Here is a 22,083-nt window from a genome sequence, read left to right as displayed (position 1 = left end):
TTTGCTTCCTTGTCAATGTATACACATCCTTTTTGTAATTACGGAATTCTTTCTCAACTACGATCTGTGGATTTTTGTTGAAAGGAGCGACAGAATTAATTTCTCCCCGTTTATGCCTGCTTTTGCACCATAACCTACAAGCATAAAATTGAAAGGCTTAAATCGTAAGGATTCAGAGAATCAAAGAAATAGCTTAATTCATTTGCGAGATATGGAGAAACAAAAACAGGCTGTAGATTATATAAAAGGCTTCGGAGAAATAAAAGGAATAGAAGAGATAAAAGGAATGAGTCCTCAAAAACTTGAGTCCTCATAGAAATTTCGAGCTCCCACAACCTTATTTGTTATACAGTCCAATAGCTTTGTTTGTTTTCTCGATCGACTTCGCACCGTCACTTTCCAACTCCATCATTGCTCTGATTGCATCCACGTTCTCTGGAACGACAATAGACTCCTGATGAATAGCCTGGAAGAAGTAAAGCTCTTTCTCAGTCACTGTAATAGATTCAGGCCAGATACATAGCTCCCACATATCATGTCTGGGGCGTCCAATATCCCGCGCAAATTCAATTATTTCGGCTGTTGAAGTAATACCCTGCCCTATTAAACGGATCCTGGACTGGGAACCAAAGATATTCCTGATGTCTTCTGCAGTACAATCCTTGTTGACTTCCATATTTACAGTGTGCACATGCATAAGCGTTGTTGGGACTTTTGTAGCTGCAGTCGTTATGTTAATGTGCGGGAGCACGCTCTTAACGTCCGGTCCATGGTGAGACGGAAGCTTAACCGGATTAAGCACGATTGCGTTAACAGGTCCCTTTTTAATATCATTGGGATCGACTGCTCTTCTTGCAAGACTTACCCTCACTTTATTTACTCCGAGTTCTCTGTCTATAGTTGAAATAGCCCTGCAAAGTGCTGTAGTATTACATGAGACAACCCTTGCCAGGTCGCGGCCTACAGCCTGTTCGTAATTACTCTCCGCATTAAAAGAAAAACCTGAAATGGTATGACTCTCGCCCCCCTGCCAGATTGCCTTTATCCCGACTTTCTCATACATAGGCTTATTTTTTTCACCAATTCCTCCAGGAGTGCAGTCCACAACCAGGTCAGACTTTTCTAGCATCTCTTCAATACTTCCAGCCGCCGGCATTCCTGCTTTCTCAAAAGCTTCAACATTCTCAGCAGGGGCGTATATGTTATACCCAAGCTGATGTGCTACTGCAGCCTCATAATTTGGCTTTGTCTTGGAAATTCCTATAACTTCCATATCGTCTTGAGCCCTTACGGCGTCTGCAACCCTTTTTCCTATAGTTCCGTAACCGTTTACCGATATTTTCGCTTTAGCCATTGTTATCCTGTCCTTTTTATTTCTATATCTTAGGACTTATGTGCTTAAAGTCCAAAATCAGGTAGATTAGACGTGATGGTTAAATTTGCTCTAAGGCAGTTGAAGGTTAACAACATCAAGTTCTTAGTTTAACTGAGTAGTCTCCATTCAATTCAGGAATGTTTCACCAGCAATGGCCAGCTTAAGGTTTTTCTTGGTATCACCCGGTCCAAAAACTGCCATACTATTTACAACAAATCCCCCATCGAGGTGTTTTAACTCCCTAAAATGATCTCCTGCATGTATATATTCAGCGTGAGCGATTGCACGGACCAATCGAGCCACATTATTAAGTTTTTCTATTTCGGCTTGATTTGCAAAATGCACATACCTCATATATGCTTGACTTTTCCCCCAAATGCATTGATGAGATTCTGCTTTGTCGTCACTCTCGTTTAATGCCCCCCTTTTCAATAAATTTAACTATCACGTGTTTTAGGACTAGTGCATTTTAGAACAAAAAGCATGAGCAAACTGTTACAATACAATAATTAAAAATTTTGAGATCTCATGCTATTCATTTCAGTTTACTGCGTAAGCCCTGAGCCATCTGCATTTAGATTTAAATAAATAAAATGTCATAGAATACAAAGCCTTTTGCATCAGTTAATTGTCTAAAAAGTAAGTAATCAAAGAGTCCTTTGAGGAAATATAAAGACGACTTGTAGAGATTTTTAACCCTTAGAGGATCTGGATGCATAATTTTTTAGAGCCGTGATTCCTGGCAAGGCTTCGCCAGAGAGATAGGTTATGCTCGCACCTCCACCCATGCTTACATGGGAAAATTTAGATTCCAAGCCGAGTTGATCAATGGCATCTAAGGTATGCCCTCCTCCTGCGACAGAGTAGCTTGCTTGAGTTGCAGCTTTAAGAAGTTTATCCGTACCAAGCCTGAACTTATCTAACTCGAAAATACCAGTTGGACCGTGAAAAACACATAACTTTGCTTCCTTCAGATATTGTGAATAATTTTCAATGGTCTCTCGGCCAATATCAGCTATTGGAAGATCTCCCTTTATCTTGTCCACTTTGACTTCTTGACGTTCTCCACCATTGTTTAACGCTACGTCTTCAGGCACGACTATCTTGCCTGAATATTCCTTGAGTAACCTGGAAGCGATAGAGATCTGGTCCATATATTTCTCATCTTCAATGAATTTCCTGTTGACCTCGCCTACATCGATGCCCATTGCCATCATAAATACTGTAGCTACTACCCCAGTGGTAAGGATCTTATCAGCACCGCCTCGCTTGAGAATATTAGAAATCGCCTTTATGGAGTCGTTGGCTTTTGCTCCACCCAATACGAAGATTGCTGGATGCTCATGGCATTTCAAGGCTTTATCTAAGCCTGTAATTTCCTTGTCCATAAGGATGCCAGCAACGCTAAGCAAAACCTCTGTAAACCCTACCACAGAACATTGAGATCTGTGAGAAACCGAAAAAGCGTCGTTTATAAAAAGATCAAACAGAGGATACAACTTCTTGACCATCTGGCTTTTAGCCTGTTCCTCAAGAGTGAGGTTTGTGATCTCCTCAGCATTAAAGCGCGTATTTTCAAGGAGCAGGATCTTTCCCTGGGCAAGGGATTTTATAGCATTCCTTGCGCAGGAGCTGAATATGTCATCCTCATAGGTCACTTCTTGACCTAGAAGCTCTGTTGCCAGCTTTGCGTGGGCTTCAAGGGTGGTATAGTCCATATCTCCGGGTCGACCCTGATGAGACATCAGAACTACTCTTGAGTGCTCCAGAGATCGCAACGTAGGTAAATGACTCTTAATTTTTCTATCGTCCAGGATGTTCCCATTATCATCCATGGGTGAATTAAAGTCTACCCTTACAAGTACTGTTTTATCGTCCAGTACAACGTCACCCATCGTCAGATAATCCTTTTCAATTGTTTTCTGAGACATACACAGTATCCCCCTCGCATATGGTGGTATAAACCCGCTTGGCATGAGCTGACTGTAATTGAAGGTTAATAGAATTATCAGAGAAGTTCTCTCTGAAATTGTCAAGATTCTTGACGTTCTTGGACTTTAAATCGAAAAAGTACCTCTGGAACTGAGTTACACCAGACAAGAAAGAACAGGGACGACAATTTCAGGTGAGGATAAAAATTTAATTTTCAGTTTTTTCTCCTCAAAGACACGGACTAAATCCTTGACAATTGTATATCGATAGAGGCTAAATCGCTTTAGATAAATTTAGATAATATAGACCCTGTTAGCTTCTCTCATTTACTCGACTTCATTTTTGCTAATTTGCTATCTGACTTCCAGATATCATCTTTTATCTTCTGGGTTCAAAATCAAGTTGCTTTACCATTCTGGCAGAAGTACATGGATGGTACTCCTTCTCCGAGATTATACTCTTTCCAGACTGCGCAGGTATAACAAATGCACTGTTGTTCAGGGTTAAGATCCTGACAGGTGGCCTTGCCTGTTGAACAATATATTCCCGGAACGTTTTGAGGTTCCGGAATCTCTCTTTCCCGTGAACTTTCCAATCCTTTTACTAAGTTATCAAGTTTATCCATTGCACATTTACTGTCAGCCTGAACTGGACACTTTGGACACATACATTTTTTGATGTTTGCTAGAGTATACGGAACTTTGGTGCTTTCGCTCGTATCCATTTTATCCCCCAAAAAATAATATTCATCTTATACTTTGGGTTTGGATAATAAAAGGCTTTTCAGTTTTCGAAAAAGCTATAACTTATGCGGTTAGGCTGATACATCAATAACAAAGCTTACCTGGAACCATAAAATAATCTGGAACAATAAGAGAACTTGGAACCATACCAGAATCTAGAACTGTAGGAGATTACATAATACGAAAGCTCTGGCGCGAACTTACTACTTGAGCAGAGTGCACCAGATAGACCTAGTTCCCCTTCTCTCTGTCGACAAAACTTTTTCTGTAATCTCGGGTTTGCGTTATTCTAAATTCTATTCTCAAGTTTTTTTCTACACAACTGTTTTCAAAACTTAATACATAAATCGTTTTATCTATTATGCTTTTCCCTCATATGCTTTTCATATTCAGCTCTTGTTGCAAAAGTCATATGACAAACCGAACATTCAAACTTTTGTTCTTCTGATTCACTTTCCTGCAAATTGCTTCCCCCATTTCAGACTTTACTTTTTATAAAGAATATTCGAGAAACCTAAAATAATCTTTACTACAATTAAAGATGTTCAACTTTCTCTATAACTATTAACTGTGCTTTCTTTTTCTGATACCGAATAACTGTATCCACGAATTCAGCATGGCTCCAAGTAAGGGGTGCAACAGAAAGTGATTCTCCTGTAAGAGAGTCAATCTGTTCAGGCATAATTCCTGTCTCAAGGGAACTGTCTGCAACCCAGTTGATCAATTCAAGAGCCTTTTCTAAATCCTTAATCTCTTTTGCTTTTGCAATATACCATTTCGCAAGCCACAGCGTACATATAATCCACGGGTTACTGTTGAACCTGCCTTCTTGACGATAATATAGATCATTTTCATATCTTCCCAGCCCGCCTTTTCCCGGAACCCAGAGTTTTTCTTCAAGATTCTTCATTGTCCTCACTACTCTAGGTTCATCTGCCGGGAGTAAATTAAACTCGAAGATTCCGTACACGCTACTGTCTGTCGTACGATCTATATTCTTGTTTTTTATATTGTGATTTGTGTAGCTAATACCTCTTAAAAAAACGCCCTTTTCAGAGTCGTAAAGCTCTCGTAATATCGCTTTTTTCAACTTTGAATAGCGTAGTCTGCATAAATGAGGTAATTTTTCGTCTCCTACCAGACGGCCGAGTTTTTCTCCTGAGAGAAGCCCTCTGTAGACGGCAGATGCAGTGAAGGTAAAAATCCCTCTCCTCTCTTCCCAGAGATCGTAACTCTCAACCGGCACATCATTTGGATACTTATATTCATTCATAAAAAAGACAGCATCTTTTACAAGAGGCTCATAGACTTCCTTTACAAACTCAATATCTCCGGTAGCTTCATAATACTTCAAGAGGGCGTGGATAACAAGAGCAGTCTCGTCTTCTTGAATAGGAAGCGAAGGTTCTCCATACTCAACCCAGGGATGCCAGCTGCTTCCTAGAGTGCCGTCTGGATTATATTTGTGCAATAAGCAGCCAGCCCACCAGATTACATTTTTACAAAATCTGAAAAAAGGTTTGGTAAGTTCAGGAAAACCTGCATTTATCATGGCAATTGATACAAGTGCTCCGTCTCTGGGCCACATGTAGCTATAGGTATCATGATTAAACTGAATATTATCAGAGTCATTTGCCGCTATTATAGCTCCATGTATATCTGCCTGGGTCTTTATCGTAAGGAGAGATCGCTTATACAAATCCACAATCCTGGGTTCAAGTCCTGAGAGATCAATGGCTTGATGATTAACCCACTCTCTCTGATAGTCTTCAGTATGCTTCAAAAGGCTTTCAGGCTCCTTTTCCATAACAAGGTCATTGAGTTCATAGACATCTTTGAAATTTTTCCCAGCGGTCAGGTAGTAGTAGATAATTTCTGTGCCGTTATCCTGAAGCTGAAGGCTAACTCCCACAGTCGAATCTATAGAGCCGTGAGCTACTGGATTCTTTGAGAGAACTCCATCTTCGGCATCCACGTATGTACCTTTTAACCCCTCATTCTCGGCATAACCTATGGCATAATCATCAATATCGGAAGCTATCTCGTCTTTTCGATTTGACTTGAGAATGCCAATTAGGAAGTACCTGGCTCGCTTGTAGTGAACAATAACGTTATGGTCCATCTGATATACTGCAGTGTCCCCTATGCCGTCCCCATAAAGGTGAAAGTCTTGATTGAAGAACAAGCGGACTTCTCTTGGCCTGTCCTGCAGGTTTTTAACAGTTATTTTCCGGAGAAAAATATTGTCTTTACAGCAGACACTTTCTTCCAGAAGGAGTTCGATTCCTAGCTCCCTGTTAACGGCCTGATTTTCGGAAACAAGAGTGTTTTTCTTGTACGCAGGCTTTTTCTCCCAGTCTTCTTCATTAATCCAGGAAAGCCTTCTGTCTGTATAAACTCCGATCCTATGGGCATGTCCCCTCACATGGTTCTCCATTCCAACATGTGGAAAGTAAATATCTCTTACCTGGAACCATTTATCTATATTTATAAGCAAAGACTGATTTCCAAGAACAATATGTCGGGTCATAGCCTTTACCTTCGTTAGGCAGATCTTTTTACAGTTCATCAGAGCTTTCAGGAAAGTGTGGGACTTATGCATTTGAAGGATAAAGTCGAGTATATGAAACTTCCGTAGAATTGTTGAGATTTATTCCATTAAGGATTTATTGCTAGGAATTTACTGCTAGGAATTTACTGCTAAAAGTTTACTACTAAAAATTTACTACTAAAAGTTTACTACTAAAAATTTACTACTAAAAGTTTACTACTAAAAGTTTACTACTAAGGAGTTGCTACTGCTTCTTTTTAGTCAAAAAGCACAAGTCATTATTAGGTAAACAAGACCATATATGTCCCTAGGATGAAATTTATCAACCATAAAACTAAAAGAACTTGCATGTTCGCTTTAGTTTTCCATCTTCTTTTGATTTTCCAGCCTCGCCTGTTAATCACAACTATAAATCCCAGGATTAAAATCACAATTCCTATTAAAGAATGAACTAAAATTACAGGAGAAATGGTTTTCGAGATTACGGCATCGTATGTAAAATTGATCATATATGGAACAGATAAGACTACTAGCAAATACCCTAATGTGGATATTATATCGTGTCTGTGTAACTTTCCTTTACTTAATTTACCTGTCCTCATTATGATAAAACCTATTATGGCAAGGATCAAGGCTATTTTTTGTAAATCAAAAGAAATTGACATAAATTCATCAGTGTCTATACCCGACATTTATGTCTCCCCCGGAATAATATATACAGAATATTATATTAAATAACCCCAATTTAGCATAGTTTTCATCGGCTAATATTTATTCGGATACAAAGTTTCTAATCTGTCATTCAGAAACAGGAGTTTAATCTGATAACGTTATCTCGTTTTTATTTATATATAAAAAGTAAAGACTCAAAGTTGTCTACTAATACAGAATACAATTTGCGAATATAAAAAGTGGTCTGTCAATATTGAAGATACTTTCGGGAAGGATTTTATGCGAGAGAGTAATACTATTTTGTATCAAGCCTTTAGGATTAATTAACTAACAATATGGAGGCAAGTTTAAATTACACGAAGCAGTAGGTCCGGAATAAACTTACTCCTTTTACTGTTGCTGATTGTACTTATTTTACCCACTGCTTCGGCAGCTTCTGAGTCTGATTATCCAAGAATTTTAGACCATCCCTGGGGTCATTCCCCTATCACTGTATATGTAAATAACAAAAATGTTCCTCCACATTATAGTCCTTCCTATTATATACAGGTACAAAAAGCTCTGAACTACTGGGAAAAAGGAGGAAACGGAAAGCTAGAATACACTCCTGTTTTTAAACTTGTGGATTCCGAAAAAGCTGATATAAGGATAAGATGGGTCGAAAACCTGCAGAAAGATCAGGGTGCTCCTAGTGGAGTTGCAGGCGCTACGACTCCATTTATTGTCAATGGGCGGTTTGTACGCGTGGACATCGCACTTGGAGTTGGAACTTATCAATGGGGAAAATGGGTCCCATATAGTGATACTGCAATGCTCGCCATTGCTGAGCATGAATTGGGGCACGCCCTAGGGTTAAATCACAGCAATGATAAGCAAGATATTATGTATCCAACCAACGAGCAGATAAATAACATAAATCCTCTCTTTCTTGGCAAATACGGTGCTTTTTTGCGTTTTGTAATTTATTTAGGTCTTGCAATTTTCGTCTTCTTCTCTGTAAGCTGGCTACTTAGCAGGAAAAAATGAAAAAAAATTGAGAAAACAAAGGAAAACAAGAATAGAGAAGAAAATAAAGGAAAACAAGAATAGGGAAAGAAAAAGAAAATTTAAACTTCCCATCTCTTCTCATGTATAAAATGGAGTCTCTATTTCTTTTGACTGCCTTTTTCTCAGTCCGCCCTGTACAGCGTGGTAATATTTCATGGTATCAGGAGTAACCGAAGGCCCGGTTTCAGCAATTGCTTGAAGGAAGTGTTTCTGCTTTACCTCTTTAGCATGGAGGTCTTCACGAAGCGCGTCTCTTCCTGCCTTCTTGCACACAGCTGCAATATCAGCACCTGTGTATTGGTCGGTCAGGGAAACGAGTTTTTCAATATCAACATCCTCTGCAATCGCCATTTTACTGGTATGTACCTTAAAAATTTCCTTTCGAGCTCCTGCATCTGGAACGGGAACGAGAATTAACTCGTCAAAACGTCCAGGTCTTAGAAGAGCTGGATCTATAATATCAGGACGGTTGGTTGCACCTATTACCACTACAGCTCTGAGTTCCTCAAGTCCATCCATCTCGGAAAGAAGTTGATTCAGGATCCTGGCTGTAACCTGAGGCTCACTTGCAGAAGCCCCGCGAATAGGGGCAAGAGAATCTAGTTCATCCAGGAAGATAATGGATGGAGCAACCTGTCTTGCCCGTGAAAAGACCTCAGCAATTCTCTTTTCGGACTCTCCGTACCACTTGGAAAGCAGGTCGCTTCCCTTTGCGGTAATAAAGTTAGCTTCGGATTCATGGGCAATGGCTTTTGCAAGGAGAGTTTTTCCAGTACCCGGAGGGCCGTACAGAAGCACTCCTTTAGGCGCCTCAACTCCTATATCCCTATACGATTCAGGACTTTTAAGAGGCCACTCCACGGCTTCCTTAAGAAGTTGTTTTACTCCCTCCAGACCGCCTACATCTTCCCAGCTCACATTAGGAATTTCGATAAGGATTTCTCTTATAGCAGACGGCTGAACATCTTTCATGGCATTTTCAAAATCTTCCCTTGTGACCCTAAGTGTATCAAGGATTTCACTTGGAATTTCAGGTTCATTGAGATTGATCTTTGGAAGAATCCGTCTTAAGGAGCTCATTGCTGCCTCCCGGCAAAGAGCAGCTATGTCAGCTCCCACAAATCCATAAGTTATCTGAGCAAAGTCCATGAGATTTACGTTTTCGGCAAGTGGCATGCCTCTAGTGTGAATCTGGAAAATCTCGAGCCTGCCTTCAGTATCTGGAACCCTCAACTCAATCTCTCTGTCAAACCGACCTGGTCGACGGAGTGCCATATCAATTGCTTCAGGACGGTTGGTTGACCCTATAACGATTACGTTCTTACGAGCCTTAAGCCCGTCCATAAGGGAGAGAAGCTGAGCAACTACTCTCCTTTCGACTTCCCCGGTTACTTCAGCCCGCTTAGGAGCAATCGAATCGATTTCATCAAGGAAGATGATTGCAGGAGCGTTTTTCTCTGCTTCTTCGAAAACATCTCTAATTCCCTTTTCTGACTCTCCATAATACTTGGACATGATTTCCGGACCATTGACTGAGATGAAGTAAGCATCGGACTCGTTTGCAACTGCTTTTGCAAGCATTGTCTTACCTGTTCCAGGCGGTCCATAAAGTAGTACTCCTTTTGGAGCATCGATCCCAAGCCTGTCAAAAAGTTCAGGATGCTTCAAGGGTAGCTCTATCATTTCTCTTATTTTGGAGATAGCATCTTTAAGTCCACCCAGATCCTCATACATGACAGTGGGAACATTCTGTTCCGGGGTTATTTCTGCAGCTTCAGGTAAGAGCTCAATCTCTGTCTTATCTGTAATCTTTACTATCCCGGAAGGAGAAGTGGAGATCACCTGTAGTTTTATTTCTCCCAGACCAAATGACTGCCCCATACCTGGACTAAAAAAGTCCTGAAAGAAATCTTCGAACATGATTCCTTTACCGAAAGTCTCCCTTTCCCGTGACCGCCTCAAGCTTGTGGTGGAAATAAAATCTCCCTTTGAAACCGTACGATTCATAAATACGGCTCTAAGAGTTTCACTCGGTGCATAGATCTGCATGCCCTTAGCTACGGGAGCAAGAGTCACACTCTTTGCTTCTTTCCAGTCGGCTTTGCGAATATCCACATATTCCCCTATGCTGGTCTTTGCATTGGTTCGGATAAGTCCATCCATGCGGATGATATCCAGGCCCGAATCGCTGGGGTATGGGCGTCCTATCAGGGCTGAAGTCGATTTTCCTCCTTTGATTTCCACTACTTCAAAGGGCTTGAGGCCCAGCTTTTCCCTGAAACTGTCGTCCACTCTGACAATTCCTTTTCCAACATCTCTTTGATCAGCTTCTGCGACTTTTAGTTTTTCAGTTATTTTTTCCCTATCAGTCAAACAATACCCCCATCTCCACATTAAAAATTAACATTTATTAAAAAAGGCAACATAGTAGCTTAGAGTAGCTTTTAAATGACCCAGCTTTATTTGAAAGAAAGCCTATTTGTAATTCAGCATTCTGATGTTACTCTCTATTACGCTGGCTTTCAAAGCATTTGATTTATCTGGTTACGTCATCAGGGACATTATACTCTATTTAAGGTATCCCCTTTAGCAGACCAAGAACATCACTTTTGCAGGACAACCTATACCTCTAGTTATAAACCCTTTAAGCTCGGGTGGGCCTCTTTAGATAAGTTCACCCCAGAGATTCAGGTAGCTGCGACTCCTTGTATAGTAGTCCACCCATCATTTAGTACTATATTAATTGTTATATAAAAAAGAATTCAATCAAAATGTTTGAAGCAGATGACTTTTTTCTTTATAGTAACTCTTTATTTTTTATCAGCGAATTTATCCCAAAAATATCAATTAAAAAATATCAATCATATGTTTAAGTCAGGATCAATCATATGTTTAAGTCAAGACAATAAGCTGATTCCAAGTACGATGAATATCACATCACCAACATGTTTTGCTTCGTGCTCGAAAAAGTGTCCCATTTTTATCTCCCTTTGTAGATCTTCATAGCCTCTTCAACGGTTGCGCCCTCAATAGTTACGGCATAGATAGCGTTACACATACGGATAGCTTCATCAAGGGGTTTCTGGTGAATGTTTCTTCCTGTTGCACTCCCCATTGCTCCAGAGATGTGGATCTGGTCATGAAGCTTTCTCAAGAAATCTTCGACTTCGTCACTGGCACCGCCTGCGCAAACAACTTTAGTACGTCCTGCTGCTTTGATAGCTTCCTTAAAAACCTCAGCAGAGTTTGCTCCTTCCTTTTCAGGATAAATAACTTTCACAAAGTCCGTGCCAAGGCAGGCTCCAACTCCAGTTGCGCCAGCGATTAAGTGGGGATCTTTTTCATCTTTTACAGCAGTACCGCGCGGATAGATCCAGAGTACTGAGACCATCCCGTGTTGATGGGCATTATAAACTACCTGGGCAGCCTGCACGAGCATCTCAGCTTCGAACTCACTGCCAAGGTAGACAGTGTAACCTACCCCAAGGATCTTGAGCCCGCTATTTTCTTTAAACTGGACTACCTGATCCACATCGTACCAGAGATTGCTAAAAGGATCAGCCTGAGAAGTTTTTATGAGATTGGTCTTCGAATTTATTTTCACAAGATAAGGTACGTTTCTGTAATCCATACCATAGCGTGCAATTAGTCCGAGCTGGGTTGCAAAAGCCCCTATCTTTGCTTTTGATGCTATTTCAAAAAAGTGTTCTGGATCAGCATCATCTTCGGTTACTCCTTTCCCATAAAAGTCATCATTCAAATGTTCTACTTTTTGGTCCCCTGCAAACAGCATTAGTTTCCCACTTTCTCGAGTAATCTCCGTGTAGTTTTTCAGGTATGTTTCTCTCTCTGTTTTCGGGACATCTAGCGGTATTCTTTCCATATCCATATTCATAAAACCCCTAACTTTTGTACTTGCATTTCTAGTCAACCAGGCAAGTCCCATTTATATAAATAATGGTATTTAATGTAATTTATAGAATAATTATCTAAACGCATAAGTCCTATCTATCATAATATTTGGATAATAATAGTTGGATAGTAGTATGGGACCTTAGATACATTTTCAAATTTCTTGGAAATATGTTTTGAAATATAATCATTTTTAAAGGGGATTTAGGGGAAATGTCTGAGAACAAAAGTAGGTATATACGCTGGTTTGATGAGACTTCGATTGAAGATGTTCCGCTTGTAGGTGGGAAAAATGCCTCTCTTGGAGAAATGTACAGAGAACTCACTCCAAAAGGAGTAAAGATCCCAAACGGCTTCTCAGTGACTGCTGAGGCTTACTGGCATGTCCTCAAAGCCGGAGGGATTCTCGAAAAGCTCAAGCAAACCCTGGAAGGGCTTGATATCTCGGATGTATCAGAACTTGCAAAAAGGGGAAAAACTGCAAGGGACCTGATTCTTGGGGCAGGAATTCCTGATGATCTATGGGATGAGATCAAAAAGGGATATGACCGACTATGTGAGCAGTATGGAGAAAATACGGATGTAGCCGTGCGGAGTTCGGCTACAGCTGAGGATTTACCCACTGCTTCTTTTGCAGGCCAGCAAGAATCTTTCCTTAACATCCGTGGCTATCCTGCACTTAGAGATGCCTGCGTACGCTGTATTGCCTCACTTTTTACTGATAGGGCTATTTCCTATCGGGTAATAAATCACTTTGATCATTTCAAAGTGGCACTGTCGATAGGGATAATGAAAATGGTCAGGTCTGATATGGCTTCTAGCGGGGTTATATTCACTCTTGATACGGAAACCGGCTTCAGGGATGTAGTTTTCATTACAGGTTCCTACGGGCTTGGGGAAAATATCGTGCAGGGACAGGTAAATCCGGATGAGTTCTACGTTTTCAAGCCAACTTTCAGGGAAGGATATAAGCCAATCATCGAGAAGAATTTAGGAGATAAAGAAATTAAGATGATCTATGGGCAAGGTGGCTCTAAAACGTTTACTCGGAATGTGAAGGTTCCTGAGGCTGATCGACGTCGCTTTTGCATCAATGACGAAGAAGTGCTTAAACTTGCATGGTATGCTATTACCATTGAAGATTATTACTCAAATAAAGACAAGAAACCCATGCCGATGGATATCGAATGGGCAAAAGACGGTATAACAGGAGAACTTTTTGTAGTGCAGGCAAGACCGGAAACCGTCCAATCCCAGAAAAGAAGAGATGTTCTGGAAACTTATGTGCTCGAAAAGAAATCTGATGTCCTTGCAAAAGGCAAAAGCATAGGAGACAAAATTGCTGCTGGAAAGGCACATGTAATCCCTAATGTTTCAGATCTGCCTTCTTTTAAACAGGGAGAGATCCTGATCGCCGATTCCACAACTCCGGACTGGGAGCCTGTGATGAAAATAGCGGCTGCAATTGTCACAAACCAGGGAGGTAGAACCTCTCATGCTGCAATTGTTAGCCGAGAACTGGGAATTCCGGCAGTTGTTGGAACAGGCAACTCAACCGAAATTCTCGAGACCGGTAGGGAAATTACCGTAAGTTGTGCGGAAGGTGAAGAGGGGATTGTGTACGAGGGAATTCTTCCTTTCCACAAAGATACGTTGAGCCTTAAAGACACAAAACGCCCTAAAACCGAAATTATGATGAATCTTGGAAATCCTGACGAGGCTTTTAGCCTTTCCATGATCCCTAACGACGGAATTGGGCTTGCAAGGCAGGAATTTATTATCTCAAACTATATCAAGATCCATCCAATGGCTCTAGTGCATCCTGAAAAGGTCAAAGATCCTAAGGTCCTTCAGGAAATCGAGGAACTTACCCAAACCTCCGATAACAAAGAAGAGTATTTCGTAGATAAGCTTGCTCAGGGAGTTGGAACCATTGCTGCGTCCTTTTACCCAAAAGATGTTGTAGTCCGCACAAGTGACTTCAAAACCAACGAATATGCAAGCCTGCTTGGGGGTAGCTATTTTGAAGTGAAGGAAGATAACCCCATGCTTGGTTTCAGGGGAGCCTCCCGCTATTTTGATGAGCGTTACAGGGAAGGCTTTGCCCTTGAATGCAGAGCTCTGAAAAAAGTCAGAGAAGATATGGGGCTTAAAAATCTCATTATTATGATTCCTTTCTGCAGGACGGTTGAAGAAGCTCAGAAAGTAATTGCTGAAATGGAGAAAAATGAGCTAAAGAGGGGAGAAAATGGGCTCCAGGTCTATGTTATGTGCGAGATTCCAAATAACGTTCTTCAAATTGACGAATTCAGCAAATATTTCGATGGCTTCTCGATAGGCTCAAATGACTTGACTCAACTGACCCTCGGAGTTGATAGGGACTCGGAAATTCTTGCTGCAGAATTTGATGAACGGGATCCGGGTGTTCTGAAAATAATGGCAATGGCCGTACAGGGGGCAAAGCAGAATGGAAGGCATAGCGGGATCTGCGGACAGGCACCTAGCGACTATCCCGAAATAGCAGAGTTCCTGGTAAAACAGGGCATAGATTCCATTTCACTTAATCCGGACTCGGTTATGAAAGTCACTCTTAAAGTTTTGGATACGGAAAAGGAACTGGAAGGGTATAAAGAAGTGGAAAAAATAGCTGGAAGACAATAAAGAGGCAAAAAAATAATTGCTGTGCGTGACGGATAAGATCTATCACATCCGTAATAGAGACCTATCTTATGGATGTGTGGAGTTCGTGGTATGACTCAGGCAAGAAGACCCCTTATGCTCATTATTCTTGATGGCTGGGGCTACATGAAAGCAAAAGAAGGAAACGCTATCCTGGCAGCCCGAACTCCAAACCTTGATCGGTTGGAAAAAGAATATCCCTGGTGTTTTTTAGAAGCCTCAGGGGAAGCTGTAGGCCTTCCAAAGGGTATGATGGGGAATTCTGAAGTTGGGCATCTGACAATAGGGGCAGGGCGAGTTATATATCAGGATCTGACCCGAATAAACATCTCTATCAGGAACGGAGATTTTTTCAAAAACCCGGTTTTTCTGAATGCAATTTCAAATGTTAAAGCTAACGATTCAAGCCTTCATCTCATAGGCCTTGCTTCCTATGGAGGCATTCACAGTTATATGCCTCACCTATATGCCCTTATAAAACTTGCACAGGAGAATGAGCTAAAAAACGTATACGTACACGCTTTTCTCGATGGGAGGGACGAACCTCCAAAAGCTGCTATAGGAGACATAAAGGAACTGGACGCATTTTGTAAAGAGCATGAAAATGCTAAAATAGCAACCGTTTCAGGTCGTTACTATGCAATGGACAGAGATAAGCGCTGGGATCGGACAAAACTTGCCTACGATGCCCTGACAAGAGGAGTAGCTCCATATACAGCTCCAAATGCAGAAATTGCAATTTCTAATGCCTACACCAGGGGAGAAACTGATGAATTTGTAAAACCGACTGTAATTACTAATCCCGAAGAAAAACCTGTTGCAACAATACAGGATAAAGATTCTGTTATTTTCTTCAATTTCCGGCCAGACAGGGCACGACAGTTAACCTGGGCTTTTGTAAAAGAGGACTTTGATGGCTTTGTGAGAGAAAAACGTCCTGAGGTTTACTTTGTCTGCATGACCCAGTACGATGAAACTCTTGATGTGCCCGTTGCTTTTCCTCCAATAAAGCTGGTAAATGTACTTGGAGAGGTATTGAGCAAGCATGGACTCATCCAGCTACGCATAGCTGAAACAGAAAAATATGCCCATGTGACCTATTTCCTTAACGGCGGCGAAGAAAAGCGCTATAAGGGTGAAGACCGCTGCCTTATCCCTTCGCCGAAAATCGCTACTTATGACCTTAAACCAGAAATGAGCGCATATGAGATTACGGATGAAGTTATCAGAAGAATTCAGTCAGGAAAGTATGATGTTATTATCCTGAACTTTGCAAACATGGATATGGTCGGGCATACTGGGATATTTGAAGCTGCAGTTAAAGCAGTAGAAGCCGTGGATAATTGTATCGGCAGGATTGTTGAAGCTCTAAAAGAAATAGGAGGTGTGGCACTTATTACTGCAGATCACGGAAATGCAGAGAAGATGATAGACCCAAAAACAGGAGAGCCACATACTGCACACACTTCAAATCCGGTAAAATGCATTTACTTCGGAAACGCTGAGGTAAAAGCCCTCAGGAATGGAAAACTGTGTGACGTTGCACCGACAATTCTTGAGCTTCTTCGACTCCCTAAGCCGCAAGAGATGACAGGAAAATCACTTTTAGTGAAAGAGTGATTAAGAGCCTGTATGAAAATTAGGTTTGATTCTGCAATTAAGATATGGCTTATGCACTTGAACTGAAAAACGACAGCACTAGCTCATATTCAATTTTTACTCCCATTATTCATTCTCCTTCGCTTTCTCTTTATTCTTAAGTTTTAATTTTATTCTGTAAAGTGCAAGTAAAAAACCATACACTGCAGGTTCGATCTCTTTCTTTATAAGAGGCAGTTTCTTCAACAGCCTTTTCTGAACCATTTTGATCCGTGTCTCGGAATCTTCTACGATATGTCCCTCCTCGTCATGTTCGCCGCTATCCGCTATAACGAGGTGCTTTCCAGCTACTCAAGGGATCGCAAGAAGAGAGATTCCTGTGTTGGAATATTTAAAGCACTTATATACCTCAATATCTTCAAGGTTTTTTCTCTCAGTCGATAATCGTTGTAAATTAGGTACTCAAGGTCGAATTTTTTCGTATGTCCATTCGGTATCCGCAAGATTAACTGACATTCCCTGAACCACTGAGGCAGGCTATTACTTCTACACGTAGAACAATTCTGTAGAAAACCAGTCAAGAGCTACCAGAGAGCAGGCAAGAAAATACAGTAACTTTTCCTGAAAAACTACTGTATTCTTCCTCTTAATCTTGATAAATGGTCTTTAATTACAGCTTTATTCAATCCATAATAAAATACTTTAGAAAAACAACTGTATACATGCATCATAAAAAGTCCTGATGAGAGTTTTGATAATATTTGGAAGTTTTATCGTTTGATCAGGATTGTTAAATATACTTTGTTAAAGGTTTCTGGTGCAAAAGATCTGGCTCTATTACACGATCGATGTAAACCTTCTTTTAGGCATACTTAGTCTAGTTTCCTATATAGTACCGATTCAGATGCCATAAGATGATTACTTCTACCAGAAATACTTATTATAAAAGAGACAAAATACTGAAAATCTCTGCACAGAATGATAACCATAGAATGATAACATATGATAGAAGACAATGTAAAAGAACTTTTAAAAACGCTCCCATCTGATGTAACACTTGTCGCCGCAGTAAAATACGCATCAAAAACACAAATAGAAGAAGCCATAAAAGCAGGTGTTACAGATATCGGCTTTAATCATTATCAACAGATGAAAGATTTGGCCCCATATCTCCCACCTGAGATAAAAACCCACTTCATCGGCACACTTCAGTTAAACAAGGCAAAAAAAGTAGTAAACCTAAATCCCTACTTGATAGAGAGTGTTGATTCATACGAACTTGCAGAAAAGATAAACAATGCAGCAAAAGAAAAAAAAAGAATCCAGAAAATCCTCATACAAGTGAAGACAGACGAAAAAAAACACACCGGATTAGAGCCCGGTAGTCTCTTAAAGCTTCTAGACCAAATATCAACCCTCGAATACTTAAGTTTTGAAGGCCTGATGACAATCCCGCCAAAAAACGAAGACCCCGAAGATTCAAGAAAATATTTCAAAGAATTAAAAGACTTAAAAGACAAAGCAGAGAAGCACTTAAAAAAACATCTTCAGCATCTCTCAATGGGAATGACAGACGATTATCAAATAGCAATAGAAGAAAGTGCAAGCATCGTCCGCGTCGGTAGGAAAATTTTCGATGTATTATGATAACGTAGAATCATTCTCATTTTCTACAAAATTTTGGTATGCTTTCTGTAAAATCATAATTTGGAAATGAGACCAAACTCATCCAGTACTCAGCGTAGATAACGCAATATCTTCAATGACGAAAAAAGATGTTTTTTATACATAGAGATCCCGCAACGCCTTATTGATTTTTAAAGAGTGGTCAGATTTCTTTTTAAAATTTATCTGAAAACTTCCCTCCACGCCGCATGCTCACAAAGTGAGCAGATATCGGGTGGTTACCTGCAAAAAAGAAGAAAAAATAGAGTAGGCAGTTTGGAAATTCGTTCAGTTTGTGTATCAAAAAGCATTGGAGAGATCTATGAACTGGAGAGTAAATATCCTTATTGACCCCGCAGTCCTTACAGATAAGCCCATTATCAAGGGTACACTCCATGCAGTATAGTTTATTATCGACCTACTGTCTCACGAGGATAGAGTCGTAGATCCTTCATTTTGGCTTTTGGATTGCCTGATTGTTATGCGAGATTACTATTTCCGCAAGTTAACAACCTCTATGAATTAACGAATTCACTCATTCCAGGCCCCACTTCTTCCTGAACTCGAGCTTCTGTTGGCTGTTCATCCAGTGGCTGCCGTCACAGTAGGGCTTATTCTCTGACTTCCCACATCGACAGAGGGTTACTCTGTTCCGGGATTCGTACATGCTGCTATCTGCAGATTCAATGGGGATACCGCCTCGAACCCAGAGGGGGCCTTCACAACCTTTTTGTTTGTCGTGAACCAGTACAATAGATGGTTCAAATTCTTTTTCAAAGGGTTTACCTGTCTTCTTGTCCCACAGGACCAGCCGTCCCGACGGGCAGATCATGGCTTCCTCTATGGCGGTTTGTCGGGCTTCTGGGTCGTCTGATTTTTGTATAAGATTCCTTATTCCGCCAGACCGCTGGCAGAAACGGGAATGATCGCAGAGCTCGTGGACATCGGTGAGTTTCAAATCAGGACCTTCAAACGTTTCCGCTTTTTCCAGGTAAGGCTTCCTGCTGGCTGTTTCGCTACCATCAAAACCGACTTTGCTGTGGGTCCCATCACAGAAGGGTTTGTTTTTGGATGATCCACAGCGACATAAAATATAGGCCTCCCGCCGAGGGTGTTCCTTTATATCAATTAATTCTCTGGTGTGGCCAGCGGCATCGGTGACAATTACCTGTTCCAAAAGCGGTACTCCGCCTGTAACGCGATAGGGTCCATCTTTGATTATCTTAATCCTCATTTCTTTCTCATTGACTTCCATAATCATAATTCCCCATTATCTCTTATAATGCAGTAATGGATATTTAGTCTGACTATTTGCCTCTTTGATAAATTCTATAGTTTTCCAATTCATATTGTTCCCAATAAGAGAGCATGTAATAGGATTGATCAGATCCTCAACTAGGCGGTAAGATGGTTACTGCTGCGGACATATTCGATAGCTATCAGCTCAACTGACGGTTTCAAAACTGAGGGAGAGGGATCAGAGACAGACGATGATTATGGATATCTAAATCTCACTTCTCCACTGGAGATAAAGTAAGGTTTATCAAGTCTAAGGGTGCTGGGTGAAACAAAAAATCTTTTAATTTTTTAAACATATATAGAAGCGTGAACAATGAAAGTGAAATCATTGGCTCTGGTACAGGAAAAGTAGTAGTTTCGAGTCATGCTGTAACATTACATGGGATGCCGCTTGTTTACATTGTTATTGCAGCATTATTTGTATTATTTGGTTTATATTTATACTGTAGGATGACAAGAAAAGAAAGATACTGTATGAGTAAATCTAGTTACTTAAAACTGTTTTTTGCTTTCTTTATCCCGCTATTCTTTTATAATCGGCATAATATTTATAATAGTTCATGGTTTTACGATGTCTATACCAAATAATGGTGTAATACTTTCTGGTTTACCAATCCTGTTTTTATTATTATAAGTGCAAGTTTTGCATCTATATGGGAATCTATCTTTCCGTATTTATTCATAACTCTGAGTATATTAGTAATAAACTGCTATCGTAAACCAGCTTAGAGAGAGTCTTGAAATTAAAATTTTTTTGTAAAAACATTTGTTTAGTTTGTCATACACGGATATAACGCTAATAACTTCAACGGTGAAAAATAGGAGAGTTTTAGGTGTAAAGATCCAGCAGCGCCTTATTAACTCTGAAGGAGTTATCAAATCTCTTTTTAATTAACTATCAAACTTCCCTCCACGCCCGCATGCTCACTTTGTGAGCAGATTTCGGGCGGTCACTGGGGAAAATTAAGAAAAGTAGAATCAGCATATGCCATAAAGGTGTTTTATTCTTCGACATTTTGAGTGAGTAAACTATATTCATTTCCAAATATCGGAGTAATATATCTAAAAAAATTAGAAAAATTTATAGTTGAAAATCACATTCAAGCTTGATGTTTTTCTTTTTGGTCTAGCTACTTAATAACTGGACAATTATTTTCAACCCATAAAAACATCGAAGAGCCAATTTTTCCTGTTTTCTTCAAAATTTGTAGTATTATTCAGGGCATTGTTCTCCAGGACATTCACGGATGTACTGCATAACATCGCTCATTTTCGCGCTGGCCATTGCTACGGACATATCTGCGCTTCCATAATAAATGCGGAGTTCATTATCCATAAGGATCCATCCACACGGGAAAACAACATCATTAACGTCTCCAGTCCGCTCATACATTTCACGAGGCCCGAAAACCCAGCCTTCTGATCTATGGAGCACTTTCGTGGGATCTTCAAGGTCAAGAAGGGCAAGTCCGAGCCGATAGCTCCTTTTAGATGTTGTCTGGCGTACTCCATAATACATAATTAACCATCCATCAGATGTTTGCAATGGCGGAGTGCATAATCCAATTTTACGGGCATCCCACCATCCTCCTTCTCGAGCATACAGAAGAACCTCATGTTCTCCCCAGTATTTCATATCAGGCGAAAAAGATATCCAGATATTTGCCTTTGCACCCATAATGTTAGATACTGGCCTGTGTAACATTGCCCATCTGCCATTAAACCGTACAGGAAAGAGAGCAGCATCTTTATTTTCAGGTGGCATGATAGGTCCGACTCGTTCAAAATTATCGAAATCCTCTGTATAGGCAAGAGACGTTAATGGACCAGAGTCCGAATAAGCCGTATATGCTATAGCCCATTTTTCCATCTCATCAATGTAAGTTATACGCGGATCTTCAATACCATATATCTCTTCAGAATGATATGTTGGATCCGAGGTAAAGGTCGGTTCGGGATCAATTTCCCAATTGTCAATTCCATTCTTACTTCTAGCTACTGTAAGATGAGAAAAACCTCTGTGGTCCTCAACCCGTACCAGTAATATAGTTGTATTGTCAACCATAACCGCTGCAGGGTTAAACACCGAACTGACTTTATACGGCCAGTAATCAACGGTGAGTATCGGATTATTTTTATGTCGAACAAATAGTTCCCCACGATTTTTCCATATCATATTATCCCCATTCCTCCTGATTTAGAACCTATCTTGAATCAACTGTAAATTGCTGTGATCAACTGTAAATTATACAATTGGCCACACATATACAATCTGGGTAATGCCAGATATCTGATTATACTAAATATTATAGACTTATTGTGAGATTAAAACACACTCTTACTGACTTTTGGATAAGCTCTAAGTTTGGGGATAAACTCATTATGTAATGTAGATACAATCTGCAGGGAATCCACAACTACGTCTGGAGCAGGAACTCTTTCAGCCTATCCCTTTCAATCCCTGACGGGAGAATCGGTCTAACCTCGCCCATAAATTCTTCAACTTTATTCATTTTAAGCTTCTCAAGCAAACACGATACTCTTTCTTTTGCACGTTTCTGATGATTGCGTATCCAGAATGTTGCCTTCCCTGCTTTCTCAGGTAGAAG

16 protein-coding genes are annotated in these 22,083 nt (G+C 40.4%); 4 read left to right on the top strand and 12 right to left on the bottom strand.

What is annotated here, in order from left to right:
- Positions 1 to 337: 337 nt before the first annotated feature.
- The 7 genes from BP861_RS08260 to BP861_RS08230 all read right to left on the bottom strand — a co-directional run bounded on the left by BP861_RS08260 (position 338) and on the right by BP861_RS08230 (position 7,293).
- A complete protein-coding gene (locus BP861_RS08260) occupies positions 338 to 1,354 on the bottom strand; it encodes a type II glyceraldehyde-3-phosphate dehydrogenase (protein ID WP_292374308.1) in 1,017 nt (338 codons plus the stop codon).
- A gap of 147 nt (positions 1,355 to 1,501) precedes the next feature.
- Positions 1,502 to 1,729 (bottom strand): ferritin family protein, encoded by a 228-nt coding sequence (locus BP861_RS08255; RefSeq protein WP_292374306.1) that lies wholly within the window; start codon positions 1,727 to 1,729, stop codon positions 1,502 to 1,504.
- A 338-nt stretch (positions 1,730 to 2,067) separates the two neighbouring features.
- Positions 2,068 to 3,306: a phosphoglycerate kinase gene (locus tag BP861_RS08250; RefSeq protein WP_292374304.1), complete on the bottom strand. Its 1,239-nt coding sequence runs from the start codon at positions 3,304 to 3,306 to the stop codon at positions 2,068 to 2,070.
- Between the two features lie 398 nt (positions 3,307 to 3,704).
- Entirely contained in the window at positions 3,705 to 4,031 is a 327-nt protein-coding gene (locus tag BP861_RS08245) for a DUF2769 domain-containing protein (RefSeq protein ID WP_292374302.1), read from the bottom strand.
- A gap of 371 nt (positions 4,032 to 4,402) precedes the next feature.
- Complete coding sequence (locus BP861_RS08240; protein WP_292374300.1) at positions 4,403 to 4,513, bottom strand: C2H2-type zinc finger protein; 111 nt, start codon at positions 4,511 to 4,513, stop codon at positions 4,403 to 4,405.
- Positions 4,514 to 4,585: 72 nt separating this feature from the next.
- The gene (locus BP861_RS08235) at positions 4,586 to 6,580 is read right to left on the bottom strand and encodes a glycoside hydrolase family 15 protein (RefSeq protein ID WP_292374298.1); all 1,995 of its coding nucleotides are present in this window, start codon (positions 6,578 to 6,580) and stop codon (positions 4,586 to 4,588) included.
- 302 nt (positions 6,581 to 6,882) lie between these two features.
- Positions 6,883 to 7,293, bottom strand: coding sequence for a hypothetical protein (locus tag BP861_RS08230; protein WP_292374296.1), 411 nt, complete (start codon positions 7,291 to 7,293; stop codon positions 6,883 to 6,885).
- 376 nt (positions 7,294 to 7,669) lie between these two features.
- Between BP861_RS08230 and BP861_RS08225 the strand changes: the two genes are divergently transcribed.
- Positions 7,670 to 8,299, top strand: coding sequence for a matrixin family metalloprotease (locus BP861_RS08225; RefSeq protein WP_292374295.1), 630 nt, complete (start codon positions 7,670 to 7,672; stop codon positions 8,297 to 8,299).
- A gap of 99 nt (positions 8,300 to 8,398) precedes the next feature.
- On the opposite strand, the gene BP861_RS08220 is transcribed toward BP861_RS08225, so the two are convergent.
- Positions 8,399 to 10,714, bottom strand: a complete 2,316-nt coding sequence (locus BP861_RS08220) for a CDC48 family AAA ATPase (protein ID WP_394339169.1) — start codon at positions 10,712 to 10,714, stop codon at positions 8,399 to 8,401.
- Positions 10,715 to 11,300: 586 nt separating this feature from the next.
- Entirely contained in the window at positions 11,301 to 12,215 is a 915-nt protein-coding gene (locus BP861_RS08215) for an aldolase (RefSeq protein ID WP_292374293.1), read from the bottom strand.
- A 230-nt stretch (positions 12,216 to 12,445) separates the two neighbouring features.
- On the opposite strand from BP861_RS08215, the gene ppsA reads away from it, so the two are divergent.
- Positions 12,446 to 14,893 (top strand): phosphoenolpyruvate synthase, encoded by a 2,448-nt coding sequence (ppsA, locus tag BP861_RS08210; protein WP_292374292.1) that lies wholly within the window; start codon positions 12,446 to 12,448, stop codon positions 14,891 to 14,893.
- A gap of 90 nt (positions 14,894 to 14,983) precedes the next feature.
- On the top strand, positions 14,984 to 16,531 hold the full coding sequence (gene gpmI / locus BP861_RS08205) for a 2,3-bisphosphoglycerate-independent phosphoglycerate mutase (protein WP_292374291.1): 1,548 nt from the start codon (positions 14,984 to 14,986) through the stop codon (positions 16,529 to 16,531).
- Between the two features lie 105 nt (positions 16,532 to 16,636).
- Here gpmI and BP861_RS08200 read toward each other — a convergent pair whose 3' ends face one another.
- Complete coding sequence (locus tag BP861_RS08200; protein WP_292374290.1) at positions 16,637 to 16,774, bottom strand: hypothetical protein; 138 nt, start codon at positions 16,772 to 16,774, stop codon at positions 16,637 to 16,639.
- 738 nt (positions 16,775 to 17,512) lie between these two features.
- On the opposite strand from BP861_RS08200, the gene BP861_RS08195 reads away from it, so the two are divergent.
- Positions 17,513 to 18,157 (top strand): YggS family pyridoxal phosphate-dependent enzyme, encoded by a 645-nt coding sequence (locus BP861_RS08195; protein WP_292374289.1) that lies wholly within the window; start codon positions 17,513 to 17,515, stop codon positions 18,155 to 18,157.
- A 553-nt stretch (positions 18,158 to 18,710) separates the two neighbouring features.
- Here the strand turns inward: BP861_RS08195 and BP861_RS08190 are convergent.
- Positions 18,711 to 19,430 (bottom strand): CDGSH iron-sulfur domain-containing protein, encoded by a 720-nt coding sequence (locus BP861_RS08190; RefSeq protein ID WP_292374288.1) that lies wholly within the window; start codon positions 19,428 to 19,430, stop codon positions 18,711 to 18,713.
- Positions 19,431 to 20,687: 1,257 nt separating this feature from the next.
- Complete coding sequence (locus tag BP861_RS08185; RefSeq protein ID WP_292374287.1) at positions 20,688 to 21,650, bottom strand: glycosidase; 963 nt, start codon at positions 21,648 to 21,650, stop codon at positions 20,688 to 20,690.
- Between the last annotated feature and the right edge of the window lie 433 nt (positions 21,651 to 22,083).

Origin of the sequence: Methanosarcina sp. UBA411, assembly GCF_002495725.1 — an archaeon.
In the GTDB taxonomy this organism is placed as follows: Archaea; Halobacteriota; Methanosarcinia; order Methanosarcinales; family Methanosarcinaceae; genus Methanosarcina.
The sequence above is the reverse complement of the archived record's forward strand: the minus strand, read 5'-3'. Positions and strand labels throughout refer to the sequence as shown.